Genomic DNA, 12430 nt, shown 5'->3' with positions numbered 1-12430 from the left:
GGGCGGACAGCAGTCCGCCCTCTCATCAACCTATTAGTAACCGCTGGTGTTGGCCGGCTTGTCGCCATGCCCCAGAGTGGCCAGCAGACTGGCCAGCAGGCTGGATGCACCAAAGCGGAAGGTACGGGCGGATACCCAGTCCTTGCCGAGGATCTCTTCGGCCATGGCCAGGTACTGACCCGCCACGGCGGCATCTTTCACGCCACCGGCCGGCTTGAAGCCGACTTTCGGATTCTTGGCCTTGATCACTTCCATCATGATGCGCGCCGCTTCCGGGGTCGCATTGACCGGCACCTTGCCGGTGGAGGTCTTGATGAAGTCGGCACCGGCATCGATACAGATTTCGGAAGCGCGACGGATCAACGCCTCTTCTTTCAGTTCGCCGGTTTCGATGATCACTTTCAGCAGCACGTTGGCACCACAGGCCTCTTTACAGGCTTTGACCAGATCAAAACCGATCTGTTCGTTGCCAGCCATGAAAGCGCGGTACGGGAACACCACGTCCACTTCGTCGGCACCGTAGGCGACAGCGGCACGGGTCTCGGCCACGGCGATCTCGATGTCGTCGTTGCCGTGCGGGAAGTTGGTCACGGTCGCAATGCGCACGTCGGCAGCGCCGATCTCACGCAGGGTCTTGCGAGCGATAGGAATGAAACGGGGGTAGATGCAGACGGCGGCGGTCAGACCGGCCGGTGACTTGGCCTTATGGCACAGGTCGATCACCTTCTGATCGGTATCGTCGTCGTTCAGGGTGGTCAGGTCCATCAGGTTCAGGGCGCGCTGGGCGGCCAGTTTCAGATCACTCATTCTGTTCTCCAAAGTCTCGATTTGATCCAGATAACCGGGCACCACCACAAGCTCCGAAAAGGAGATAGCAGTAGCAATTCCCAGCTATACGGGAATGGAATTACAGTGCGAAGGCTGAGGCACAACGACTGTAAATAAGGCAAGAGCCCTGTCACTTTCTTACAAAAGTGCGGACTTGGTTCCATGAAGACTTGAGAAAGGCAGAGCAACTCCGACCCGACTTCCCAATCAATTCCATTTGACCGCCAACACCCGATTTCATCGAGCATTAGTCATTGCCAGCACCCTGCTGGCAACGCCTATTTCAGCCGAGATACCCCCTGTTTGCAAGCCGGATTTGCCAATTTCAGAGGTACCTCACATCTGGCAAATCCGCATTCAAAAATGCCTTACGAAAAGAAGCGCGTCAGGATCCAGGAGTAGGCCAGCCCCCCTAGATAGACCCCGACAATCCCCATCACCCCGGACAAAACGGGAGGAGCAGGGATCGGCAATTTGAGGAAAGAAAACAACAAACCGACTATAAAGCCGGCCACCATCGCCAGTAGCACTTCATTCATATAACCTCCGATTTGACTCATTTTATTATTAGTTTAGATAGGAAAACGGTTGTCACCGCTCCATACGCGAACGCCACGGCAGATGCCGTGGCGTTCGTGTTTATACCCTGTCAGTCAGGCTGATATTACATGCCGGACAGTGCCAGGAAGAAGCCTGCGATGGTCGCAGACATCAGGTTGGACAGAGAGCCAGCCAGTACGGCTTTCAGACCAAATTTCGCAATGGTGCCGCGGCGGTTCGGTGCCATCGACCCCAGACCACCCAGCAGGATGGCAACGGAGGAGAGGTTGGCAAAACCACACAGTGCAAAGGAGATGATCGCCTTGGTGTGATCGGACATGGCCACACCGTTGATCAGCACCTCGTTTTTCAGGTACGGAGCGAAGTTCAGATAAGCCACGAACTCGTTCACTACCAGTTTCTGACCGATGAAGGAACCGGCAACAATCGCTTCACTCCAGGGCACACCGATCAGGAAGGCCAGCGGGGAGAAGATCCAGCCCAGCAGCAGTTCCAGAGAGAGCTGCGGATAACCGAACCAGCCACCCACACCGGAGAAGATACCGTTGATCATGGCGATCAGGCCGATGAAGGCCAGCAGCATGGCGCCGACGTTCAGAGCCAGTTGCATACCGGCAGAAGCGCCAGCGGCAGCGGCGTCAATGACGTTGGCCGGCTTGTCGTCCAGCTCGGCATCAGCGGAGCTTTCGTCATAGTTCGGGGTCTCGGTTTCCGGTACCAGCAGCTTGGCGAACAGCAGACCACCCGGTGCAGCCATGAAGGAGGCAGCGATCAGGTACTCCATCTTGACGCCCATGGAGGCGTAGCCAGCCAGAACGGAACCGGCAACAGATGCCAGACCACCACACATGACCGCGAACAGCTCGGAGTCAGTCATCTTGGAGATGTAGGGACGAACCACCAGCGGGGCTTCAGTCTGACCTACGAAGATGTTGGCAGTCGCAGAGAGGGATTCGGTACGGGAAGTGCCCAGCACTTTCTGCAGACCACCACCCAGCAACTTGATGACCATCTGCATGATGCCCAGGTAGTAGAGCACAGCGATCAGGGAAGAGAAGAAGATGATGACCGGCAGAACACGGAAGGCAAAGATAAAGCCGCCGCCACCGAACACTTCAAACATCTTGTTGCTGACCAGACCACCGAACAGGAATTCGATACCATTCTGGCCATAGCTGATTACGCTGGAGACTGCATCGGATACACCGACCAGAATATCGCGCCCAACCGGTACGTAGAGTACAAATGCACCCAGACCAGCTTGAATTGCAAACGCACCGGCTACGGTACGGACGTTGATTGCCTTGCGGTTGCTGGAGAACAGCACCGCGATAAGGACGAGCGTCGCCATCCCTACCAGACCCATGAACAAATTCATTATTATCTTCCTCTAGTAGCACCTGGCTTGTTAGCGAGTTGTAAATAAACCCAACTAATCAAGGGGAGCGCATTATACTAATTAAAGTCCGATAAAATAGAATGCTGGTCACATTTTATCGGTATCAAATTATTCAAGTGTCACAAAATTAGACAGCAAACGATTTTTACGCTTATTTTTTTCCCTGATAGCTCAACCACTTGTTACACCAATGTTTCATTTCCTTTTGCGATGCCGGAAAAGTCGCTCGGCATTATCAATTAACATAGTTGAAACATGCTCTGCAGATTCTTTTCGTATCCCCATCAATATCGCCGCAATTTCCGGCAGCGCTTCCGGTGTATTTCGCTCTCCTTGCCGCCCCTGTAGCGGCATATCCGGTGCATCGGTTTCCAGCACCAGCGATTCAAGCGGCATGGCCCGAAATACCTCACGGGTTTTGTTGGCCCGCTCATAGCTGATGACCCCGCCGACACCAAGATAAAAACCCAACTGCCAGAACGCCTCTGCTTGTTGCAGCGAACCGCTGAAGGCGTGGATCACGCCACCTCGAACCGGTTTGAAACGACGCAGCAGCTTGGCCACAGTGTCATTGGCCCGTACCGAATGAACTATCAATGGCAGCTCGAAATCCACTGCCAGCTTGATCTGCGCCTCGAACAGTTCGAGCTGCCTAGCCTGAGGTACATGGGAGCGCAGATCCAGTCCGCACTCACCGATGGCTACCAGCCCCTCGGGACGGCTCGATACCAGCTCCCGCAGCCGATCTATTACTCCTTCCTCTTGTTCACCGGCATACCAGGGATGAACACCCAGGCCATAGCACACGCCTGTGTGCTGGTTGGCCAGCGTCATCACACGGTGCCAGTTGGTCTCGGCAATAGCAGGAATGATATACTCCGTCACCCCGGATGCCTGGCAACGAGCCAGCAATGCCTCCCTGTCCTCGTCAAAGTCAGGAAAATCGAGGTGGCAATGGGTATCTGTCAGCTGCATATCACTCACACCTGTTTGTGGGATTTAATGGGTCATTGAAGATGATGAACAACAAACACCGTGGTTTTACCCTGATTGAGCTGGTGCTGGTCATCATCGTACTGGGGATCCTGGCAGTGGTGGCCCTGCCCCGTTTTATCAATATCAAGGATGATGCGCTAAAAAGCATGGTATCGGCGACTGCGGGCAATTTTGCCAGTGCGGCGCGCCTGGCCAATGCCGGCTGGGCGGTGGTGGTGAAGGGGCAATCCGTCGCGCTCTACAACCTGAGCAGTTTTGGCAACAGCACGATAGATATCAACCGCTATGGCTGGCCGGTGGGATCCGAAGAGGATTACAACAAGCCGGTAGACACCCCCTATCAGCCGGGATCGGGCAACCATATCTCGGTCAGCAACCAGTCAGACTGCCGACTGCTTTTTACCGATCTGCTGGATGGCAGTCAGAGCGTTGCGTCAACGGATCAGCCTGACGCAGTGCAGAAGCGGGCTGATTACCTTTCCACCATGATTGGCCCAGGTCATCCGGATGAAGATGAAGGCAACGAGATGCACTATAACTGCCGCTATATTCTGCGCGATTCTGTCGGTCGCTTCCCGGATTACCCGAATGGCCTGGGCTTTGAATACAACAGCGTTACCGGTGCCGTGACCCGCAATTTTCAGTAAGTGAATCATCACTGCCGGGATTGCACTCTTTCGATGGCTCCTCATCATAACGAACCGGCGTACAACAGCGCCGGTTCTCCTGAGTAAGTCCCCACTCTTCACACCACTCGTCGTAACGGGCCAACCAGCGTAGCAACACCCCTTTCATCGGCACTCCCTCCCGCAGTTGAAACACAAGCAGGAGAACATCCTAGCAGAGCGGTGAAAGTGAACAAGTCATCGCGATGCGACATAAACAGCGATAAAAAAACCGGCCAGCATTGCTGACCGGTTTTTCTCATCTTGACTCGATAGCCTTAGAGGCTTTTGAGCTTCTCTTCCGGCAGGGCCAGCTCGTCGTTGTGGTTAACGCCGATGCCGCGCTCCAGCACATGGCGAGCGATGGCATGGGCCTCTTCCAGCGAATGCATGCTGTAGGTGCCGCACTGATACTCGTTCAGCTCGGGGATCTTGCCCTGCTCCTGCACGGTCAGCACATCACTCATGGCTGCTTGCCAGGCAGCACCGACACGGGCCTCGTCCGGCGCACCGATCAGGCTCATGTAGAAGCCGGTACGGCAACCCATGGGGGAGATGTCGATGATCTCCACACCGTTGCCGTTCAGATGATCACGCATGAAACCGGCGAACAGGTGCTCGAGGGTATGGATACCCCGCTCGGAGAGGATCTCCTTGTTCGGTACGCAGAAACGCAGATCGAACACGGTAATGGTATCTTTGTTCGGGGTCTGCATGGTTTTGGCCACACGCACCGCTGGCGCTTCCATACGGGTGTGGTCAACGGTAAAACTGTCCAATAACGGCATTTCTGACTCCTGATTGGGTTACCAGAACCAGCCCCCGCGGGAGAGCTGATCCTTGCATTGTCGATACTGGGCGCCGTAGCGCTGGGCGCGAGCTTCCACCTTGCGCGAGGTTTTCATCAACCACCCCTTGCTGCGATAGCTGCCACGCCGATAGCCACCCCACCCTTCGTGATAATTGAGATACTGGCCATAGGCATCCCACTTGGAGGTGCCATTGAGCCGCTGGGCCTTGTTAGTGTACCAGCCCATAAAATCGATGGCGTCGGCAAAGTCATCGCGATCGCTCCAGCTATTGCCGGTCTCTCGCTGGTAATCAGCCCAGGTCTCGTCTTTCACCTGAGCGTAGCCATAAGCCGAGCTCGCCCGCCCGGTCGGAATAAAGAGGAAATACTCCATCGGCGGCTGGGCGTCGTGTACGAAGGAGGACTCCTGATACATCATGGCCATCACCACATGGATCGGCGTCCCCCACTTCTCGTTCATCTTGAGCGCGGCCTTGTGCCACTCCGGCTTCTCGCGAAAGATCTGGCACAGGTTTTCCGGCTGAGCCGGCGGGCGGGTACTGCACGCAGTGAGTACTACCAGCAAGCCTGCCACCGCCACGATGCGCTTTCGGGACAGCAGAGCAGAACTTGATTTGCTCTCCTGAACATAACGAGGCAAAAACGACATCAGATAGCGTCTTCGTTCTCTTCGCCGGTACGGATACGAATGACGCGCTCCACCTCGCAAACGAAGATCTTGCCGTCACCAATCTTGCCGGTGCGGGCAGTGTTCTGGATCGCTTCCAGACAGGCATCGAGATCCTCGTCCTGCACTACCAGCTCCACCTTCACTTTCGGCAGGAAGTCGACCATGTACTCGGCACCGCGATAGAGCTCGGTGTGCCCCTTCTGGCGGCCGAAGCCTTTGACTTCGGAGACGGTCATGCCGTTGATGCCAATCTCGGCCAGGGCCTCGCGCACATCGTCCAGCTTGAACGGTTTGATGATGGCTTCAATCTTCTTCATGGTGACTCCTTACCAGTTCTGTTTGCCAAACCCGGAAGTAATGGGGTAACGGCGATCCTTACCAAAGTTGCGGGCCGTGATACGGGGCCCAACCGCCGCCTGACGGCGCTTGTATTCGTTGAGATCCACGAGGCGGATCACCTTGCGCACCACCGCCTCCTCGAAGCCCTCTGCCACCATGTCGGCGACCGACGCATCCTCCTCTACGTAGCGCTTGAGGATGGCATCCAGGATGTCGTACGGCGGCAGACTGTCCTGATCCACCTGATCCGGCGCCAATTCTGCTGAAGGCGGACGGTCGATAACCCGCTGCGGGATAACGTAGTCGACCGAGTTGCGATATTCGCACAACTTGAAGACCAGCGTCTTCGGCACATCTTTCAACACGTCAAAACCGCCCGCCATGTCACCATAAAGAGTCGCATAGCCCACCGCCATCTCGCTCTTGTTGCCGGTAGTCAGCACAATACGACGACGTTTGTTGGAGAGCGCCATCAAGAGCACACCACGGCAGCGCGCCTGCAGGTTCTCTTCGGTGGTATCGCGGGCGGTACCTTCAAACAGCGGCGCCAGCTGGGTCATAAACCCTTCGAACATCGGCTCGATGGAGATGATGTTGAACTCAACCCCCATCCGCTCGGCCTGCTCCTTGGCATCCTCCACGCTCATCTGGGCGGTATAGCGGAACGGCATCATCACCGCCTGCACCTTGTCGGCACCGATGGCATCGGCCGCAATGGCGAGCGTCAGCGCCGAGTCGATGCCGCCGGAGAGGCCCAGCACAGCACCGTGGAAACCGTTCTTGGTGACATAGTCGCGCACTGCCAGCACCAGTGCCTGATAGGTCTCGGCCAACGGCTCCAGCGGTGTTGCAGGCTCCCGTTCTTTCACCGGCTGGCCATCGGCAAAACGTACCAGTGCCAGCTCTTCAGCAAACGGGGCCAGCTTGTGGGTCAGTTCGCCCTGGCTGTTGAACACCTTGGAGCAGCCGTCGAAAATCAGCTCATCCTGACCGCATACCTGATTGAGGTAAACCAGCGGCAGGCCGGTCTGATCGCAGCGTTCAATCATCAGTTCGCGGCGGATCCAGGGTTTCTCCTGATCGTAGGGAGACGCATTGATGGTGAGCAGCAGACCGGCCCCTGCCGCCTTGGCGGCCAGCGCCGGGCCCGGCTGCCAGAGGTCTTCGCAGATGAGTAGACCCAGATTGTGACCACGGAAGGGAACCACACAAGTCTCGGTCGCGGCGGTGAAGTAGCGCTTCTCGTCGAATACCCCGTAGTTGGGCAAGTCCTGCTTGAAGTAACGGGCAATCAGCTTGCCGTGCTCATAGAGGGAGGCTGCGTTATAGAGCGCCTCCCCTTCACGCCAGGGATGCCCGACCAAAATGGCGCAGTTCCCCTGCCATTCGGCAATGCGAGCCAGCGCGGCATCGACCCGGATCATCAGGTCGGCGCGCAGCAGCAGATCTTCCGGTGGATAGCCAGTCAGAGCCAGCTCGGAACAAACCAGCAGATCGGCACCTTGCAGCTCGGCCTGAGCCGCCGCAGCGAGCACTTTGTCAGTGTTATCTTCGATGGCGCCTACCGTCAGATTCAACTGGGCAAGCATCAGAGAGAGGGCTTTTGCCATGGCGATGCATCTTGAATTCGAAAATGATGGGGAATGATAAAGAAAAGGGGGGCGATCTGCCAGTTCAAGACTGGTGTAACCATGTGACAGCCATCGGCAGTAAGGATAAGCTGTAGATAGTCACGGAACGACACACCTCAGGCCACCATGAAACAACGCGGATTTACCTTGCTGGAGCTGATGATCGCCATTGCATTGGGGGTCATACTACTTGCTATTGGTATTCCTGCCCTAAGCGACCTGCTCAAAGAGAACACCGCCAACTATGAAAGTGAGCGGTTGATGAAACACCTGCGCTTCGCGCGTAACGAAGCAATCAGTGAACAGCAAACCGTAAGCGCATGTCTAATCAACAACACAAGCCAGTGTGTTTCCAGCAATTCAACACAGTTCTTGGTATTTGCCGATACCAATAACAACTCCCAACTTGATAACGGTGAAACAGAGTTGGCACGTACCCCAACCTTTTCATCCAACGCAGCCATCACTTCCACCAGAACCCGGGTTCTGTTTGCTCCAGACGGCACCAGCCTGGGCACCAATATGACCATTAAAGTCTGTGTGAGCCAAGAACCGGAGATTGACCTCGTTATTGCCGTTTCTGGCCGCAGTAGCAGGACAGACACCACAACAATCTGCCCTTGAGCCAATCATCTTGCACTACTGCTATCTTGGCTGCTCTTTCTCTTGTTTTCGGGCGGACTCGAGAGTGAAAGGCCGATCAACAGGCTGACATTCCAGCACTGTCCTCACCATCAGCAGCTGCCCGTTTATCTCAAATCCCTTCTCCTTGAAGGCAATCTCAGGCTTTTTGTTATCCGCAATAGCGCCCTGCAATACAACATTCGCCCCATTTTCCAGTTCGACATAGCACTTACGATCTACAGCTGCATGGGCGCAGCTAACGCCCAGCAGAGTCAACAACAGCATATTCACTCTCATTGGGGTTCATCCTCGTAGAGGTATATCTTCTTGGGTGTCATATCCATTTCGGCCTCATCGGCTCCCTCTGAACATTGCCCGGCCCCGGTACAACGGGTAGGTTGATTATTCCCGTCATCTTTCAGAATAACCTCCTCGCCCGGAGCACCACCGATAATACGGATCTTGGCATCATCACCAGCATGCACCACAAGGTCATCAGCCACTTTATTATTGACCTCGACATAACGTTCCGGAGACTGATTACCATCCTGATCGACCGTGTAGCGGAATGATGTGCCATAGTGCATATCCACCATGTATTGCCGCATGGCACCTATCGACTGAATGGTACACTCTTCGAAAGATTGAACCTGCGGCAGGAAGGAGGTGAAGTAAAGTTTGCCCTGAAGGACAACCCCAGCCCCCATCGACTTCTCTCCCGTTTCATCCAGCCAATATTTCCACCCCATCTTGCTGGTCAGACTTTTCTTTATCGTCAATATCTGTGCATCGGTTTTGCCAAGGAAGGGGTCTGTCGTTACATCGTAGAGTTGATCAATAGTGATCGCCGATGGAGGAGTGACGGTGCGGTAGGATTTGGGTACAACCTGATAGTCCCGCAGCATGAAATAGGCATTGTTGACGGTCGATTCTGATGATGGGCGATTACGGTCACCAGAACCAATCAAGACCGCATCGAAGGGGCGTTCGCTATAAACATACTGGCTATTTTTTACTTCCCACCCCTTATTGATTGTTCTTACCAATACAGGCTGAGTGAAGAAACGCCGATCTTCACTTTGCTGTGTATCGGAACCCAGACTGGCAAATTTGAATACACTCCAATCTGTTTTATTGGTTCCTGGCAAATCCATTCGCCAGATATTTCCGCCGGTATCGCTGGCATAAATACGGTCGACTTTACCATCCCCATCACTATCAAGTGTCGCCACACCACCAGGCATACTGTCCAGCATGGTGCTGACTTGCAGGTTTGTCGTACTGTTGGCTGCTGGCGTTGCACTGTATATCAGCGCACCGGTATTGGCATTCACTATGTAAATACCAGCTCCGCTACTATCAGAACTGCCCAGCCCGAGAGTACTTTTATTCAGGTCATAACCACCGGAAAAAATAACTACCGGATCGGTAACACCGGGAACAAATGCCACTTCAGGGACAGACCAGGTCTGCCCCAACTGGGAAAATCCACTCGAGTCGGGTGTGATGGACCATTTCAGTGTTGGTGCATCAGGATTCGTGACATCAAAGGCATAATAGTTTTTACCGCCACTACGCAACCCGACAAACATCCAGACATAATCGCCCTCTGATGCTTTTATCACCCCATTCTGGTTAGCATCTTTGATGAGTGCTACGGGAGAGGAGTCGACACCAAATACGTGAGCAGATGACTCACTATTTTGCCGTAAAGCTTTTTGAGTGGCTAGCAGCGGATAAGGCATCATGGCCCAAGTTTCATCAACAGATGAACCAAGATCCTTGAACATATGCAGAAAACCGGCATTGGTCCCCATGATAATACGCAAGTCAGGGGTACAACTAGTCTGCCCTTGTGCAACCGTACAACCGTAGTTGATGACTAAAGGTCTGGAGTGCAGGGGATCACCCAATATATATTTCCTGATTGTCGTACTGCTGTCGTTATCTTCATTGTCGACATCACTACCAGTGATCCAGCTGAACATATTATCCAGTTCAGAGACGTCAGATAACTGCATCAGTGAACGTAGCGCCTCAGCACTGCCAGCCATTATCTGGGCATTGCTGCGCGTAAAACTATCAAGGCGTTTTGGCGATGCCTTGTCATTGATGAGATAAAGGTTGCGGTTACTTTTATCGGCAAGCATCTCCTGCACACCACCTTTTGCAACCAGATTACCGTCATCCTCTGATGACCAAAAAGTTCTGGCCCCCTCCAGAATGGTGCCATCACTCTTTATCGCCGGTAATGTAGTGGTATCAACTACATAGCCCTTGTCAGACAAGACCAGTTTTTTCAGATTACCTTTCCATCGTGGACCCGTATCAGGTTCAAACATGGCATAGTAGATATTATTAAGACTTCTGGTCCGGTCAAAGTTATTTGTTGCAATAGCGGGAGATACCAGAGAGGTATTGATGCGCAGTATGGCAAGCAAAGATGACTTCAGTGCCTGACTGAGAGCTTCGGCACTAGTCGCAGGATAATATAGTCCGCCACCACGACGCGCTGTTTCAGCTAACAGGTTTCCTGCACCAGTAACAGCATCATCACCAAATCCAACTGTAAATGTTGTAACAGTCTGAACTCCGGGAGAACCTGGGTTTATATCCTTGTTTTTCATATAGCCAGCCAGTGCAGCAATATAGCTGGTGCTGCCACTACTGCCATATCCAACAGTTGTACCATATGCTGCTTTTTCAGTCGCATTGAGATTATCCAGCAACCCCTGCACTAACGAGTTGGCATTGGTATCCTGGGTTGGCTCACCATCTGTTATATAAATAACATAGCCATTATTAGAGCATTTATCATAAGGAGCTTTATAGGTTCCGACAGGGTTTTCTGCCAATGTATCCCGAGTCGGAGTTCGTGAGCTATCGTCATCACCATAATAAACTGAGCGGCCACCAAATAGACGATAGGCTTCATATAGCGTTTCACATAGCGGCGTATTAGTTTCCGCTCCAAGGCTATCTATGGTCGACAATAAATTCTGTTCTGCAGTAACACCATTACCGATATCGGTATCGTTACTCAGAATACGACGAACGATGCGCCCACCATTTCGGCCACCATTGCTGTCGTTGTAATTATATACAGCCAGTCCAAAATCAACACCAGGAGTTGAAGATATCAATCCCTTCACAGCATCCTTGGCGACCTGAAGTCGTGACTGGACACTATGTCCTGTCGGCCCATAATACCACCTGATGTAGTTTGCACTATATAAGGTAACTGCAGTATTACTCCCCGCAGCAGCATTGCTGATATTCGTTGTGTAATACCATAAGCCACTACTATTTGAAGTCTTATTTACTGGATAACCATTCGAGATGCTTCCAACAACCAAAGCTGGACCAGAGTAGGGGTTACTGTTGTTACTGGAAATTATATCTTGCTTGCAATCAACCAATACAATGTTCGATTCAGTTCGGCCAGACACGGAACCCCATGTTCCCTGCCTCGGTGTACTGCCTGAATAACTGGAATAGTTGTAACTCCATACTTGAGACTGGAAATAGCCAACTGTAGACAGTGGAGACTTTGAGGATGCGCAGGCATTTATACTATCTTTAAATCGCTGAGTATTGGTGATTGTCGGAACTGTACCATCGGTAGAAAAGTAGACATACTTTTTACTATTTCCGGTGTCTGGATCATTACTGAGTGCTGGATATATCGTATTTGGATCGTAAGCTTCTCTAACCACATCCATGGTCGAGCTCATACTCCCTGAATTATCAAAGATAACCAGGATTTTGGGTCTGAAGTCACCTGCTTTTGAAAAATCATAAATAAACAGCTCGGTGTCATCAGAATAACTGCTGCTTGCCAAGACCGGCATGGCGGCCATTACGGTGCAAAGCAGCAAGGCTCGTCCATGTTCGCGCATATCCTAT

General features: G+C 53.1%; 13 protein-coding genes. 2 read left to right on the top strand and 11 right to left on the bottom strand.

The genetic code is table 11. The annotated features are described in order from the left end of the window. Positions 1-33 precede the first annotated feature (33 nt). The 4 genes from deoC to BS300_RS14575 form a co-directional block, all read right to left on the bottom strand. Positions 34-807 (bottom strand): deoxyribose-phosphate aldolase, encoded by a 774-nt coding sequence (gene deoC, locus BS300_RS14590; protein ID WP_033112950.1) that lies wholly within the window; start codon positions 805-807, stop codon positions 34-36. Between the two features lie 389 nt (positions 808-1196). After that, entirely contained in the window at positions 1197-1367 is a 171-nt protein-coding gene (locus BS300_RS14585; protein WP_005340467.1) for a XapX domain-containing protein, read from the bottom strand. Between the two features lie 125 nt (positions 1368-1492). Further along, positions 1493-2767 carry a NupC/NupG family nucleoside CNT transporter gene (locus BS300_RS14580; RefSeq protein ID WP_033112949.1) on the bottom strand — a complete coding sequence of 425 codons (1275 nt, stop codon included), beginning with the start codon at positions 2765-2767 and terminating at the stop codon, positions 1493-1495. 216 nt (positions 2768-2983) lie between these two features. Then, the gene (locus BS300_RS14575) at positions 2984-3763 is read right to left on the bottom strand and encodes a TatD family hydrolase (RefSeq protein WP_071913595.1); all 780 of its coding nucleotides are present in this window, start codon (positions 3761-3763) and stop codon (positions 2984-2986) included. A 41-nt stretch (positions 3764-3804) separates the two neighbouring features. Between BS300_RS14575 and BS300_RS14570 the strand changes: the two genes are divergently transcribed. Further along, on the top strand, positions 3805-4431 hold the full coding sequence (locus BS300_RS14570; RefSeq protein WP_071913593.1) for a type II secretion system protein: 627 nt from the start codon (positions 3805-3807) through the stop codon (positions 4429-4431). On the opposite strand, the gene BS300_RS14565 is transcribed toward BS300_RS14570, so the two are convergent. The 5 genes from BS300_RS14565 to BS300_RS14545 form a co-directional block, all read right to left on the bottom strand. Beyond that, entirely contained in the window at positions 4400-4579 is a 180-nt protein-coding gene (locus BS300_RS14565; protein WP_071913591.1) for a DUF5363 family protein, read from the bottom strand. The genes BS300_RS14570 and BS300_RS14565 overlap by 32 nt on opposite strands. Before the next feature lie 148 nt (positions 4580-4727). After that, positions 4728-5237, bottom strand: a complete 510-nt coding sequence (gene luxS, locus BS300_RS14560) for an S-ribosylhomocysteine lyase (protein WP_033112946.1) — start codon at positions 5235-5237, stop codon at positions 4728-4730. An 18-nt stretch (positions 5238-5255) separates the two neighbouring features. After that, entirely contained in the window at positions 5256-5909 is a 654-nt protein-coding gene (locus BS300_RS14555) for a transglycosylase SLT domain-containing protein (protein ID WP_050490096.1), read from the bottom strand. Further along, entirely contained in the window at positions 5909-6247 is a 339-nt protein-coding gene (gene glnB, locus BS300_RS14550) for a nitrogen regulatory protein P-II (RefSeq protein WP_005308848.1), read from the bottom strand. The genes BS300_RS14555 and glnB overlap by 1 nt, the downstream gene beginning before the upstream one ends. A gap of 9 nt (positions 6248-6256) precedes the next feature. Continuing rightward, on the bottom strand, positions 6257-7879 hold the full coding sequence (locus tag BS300_RS14545; RefSeq protein ID WP_071913589.1) for an NAD+ synthase: 1623 nt from the start codon (positions 7877-7879) through the stop codon (positions 6257-6259). A 147-nt stretch (positions 7880-8026) separates the two neighbouring features. On the opposite strand from BS300_RS14545, the gene BS300_RS14540 reads away from it, so the two are divergent. After that, positions 8027-8524, top strand: a complete 498-nt coding sequence (locus BS300_RS14540) for a GspH/FimT family pseudopilin (protein ID WP_043851171.1) — start codon at positions 8027-8029, stop codon at positions 8522-8524. Positions 8525-8545: 21 nt separating this feature from the next. Here the strand turns inward: BS300_RS14540 and tapY2 are convergent, their stop codons facing one another. Further along, positions 8546-8809, bottom strand: a complete 264-nt coding sequence (gene tapY2, locus BS300_RS14535) for a type IVa secretion system protein TapY2 (protein ID WP_269319552.1) — start codon at positions 8807-8809, stop codon at positions 8546-8548. A gap of 8 nt (positions 8810-8817) precedes the next feature. After that, positions 8818-12423, bottom strand: coding sequence for a PilC/PilY family type IV pilus protein (locus tag BS300_RS14530; protein WP_071913586.1), 3606 nt, complete (start codon positions 12421-12423; stop codon positions 8818-8820). Between the last annotated feature and the right edge of the window lie 7 nt (positions 12424-12430).

Source organism: Aeromonas sp. SCS5 (assembly GCF_001887375.1).
GTDB classification, from domain to species: Bacteria; Pseudomonadota; Gammaproteobacteria; order Enterobacterales; family Aeromonadaceae; genus Aeromonas; species Aeromonas jandaei.
The sequence above is the reverse complement of the archived record's forward strand: the minus strand, read 5'-3'. Positions and strand labels throughout refer to the sequence as shown.

Coding starts and splice junctions, on each gene's coding strand:
- deoC (WP_033112950.1), bottom strand. CDS start 807: ATGAGTGATCTGAAACTGGCCGCCCAGCGCGCCCTGAACCTGATGGAC.
- BS300_RS14585 (WP_005340467.1), bottom strand. CDS start 1,367: ATGAATGAAGTGCTACTGGCGATGGTGGCCGGCTTTATAGTCGGTTTG.
- BS300_RS14580 (WP_033112949.1), bottom strand. CDS start 2,767: ATGAATTTGTTCATGGGTCTGGTAGGGATGGCGACGCTCGTCCTTATC.
- BS300_RS14575 (WP_071913595.1), bottom strand. CDS start 3,763: ATGCAGCTGACAGATACCCATTGCCACCTCGATTTTCCTGACTTTGAC.
- BS300_RS14570 (WP_071913593.1), top strand. CDS start 3,805: ATGATGAACAACAAACACCGTGGTTTTACCCTGATTGAGCTGGTGCTG.
- BS300_RS14565 (WP_071913591.1), bottom strand. CDS start 4,579: ATGAAAGGGGTGTTGCTACGCTGGTTGGCCCGTTACGACGAGTGGTGT.
- luxS (WP_033112946.1), bottom strand. CDS start 5,237: ATGCCGTTATTGGACAGTTTTACCGTTGACCACACCCGTATGGAAGCG.
- BS300_RS14555 (WP_050490096.1), bottom strand. CDS start 5,909: ATGTCGTTTTTGCCTCGTTATGTTCAGGAGAGCAAATCAAGTTCTGCT.
- glnB (WP_005308848.1), bottom strand. CDS start 6,247: ATGAAGAAGATTGAAGCCATCATCAAACCGTTCAAGCTGGACGATGTG.
- BS300_RS14545 (WP_071913589.1), bottom strand. CDS start 7,879: ATGGCAAAAGCCCTCTCTCTGATGCTTGCCCAGTTGAATCTGACGGTA.
- BS300_RS14540 (WP_043851171.1), top strand. CDS start 8,027: ATGAAACAACGCGGATTTACCTTGCTGGAGCTGATGATCGCCATTGCA.
- tapY2 (WP_269319552.1), bottom strand. CDS start 8,809: ATGCTGTTGTTGACTCTGCTGGGCGTTAGCTGCGCCCATGCAGCTGTA.
- BS300_RS14530 (WP_071913586.1), bottom strand. CDS start 12,423: ATGCGCGAACATGGACGAGCCTTGCTGCTTTGCACCGTAATGGCCGCC.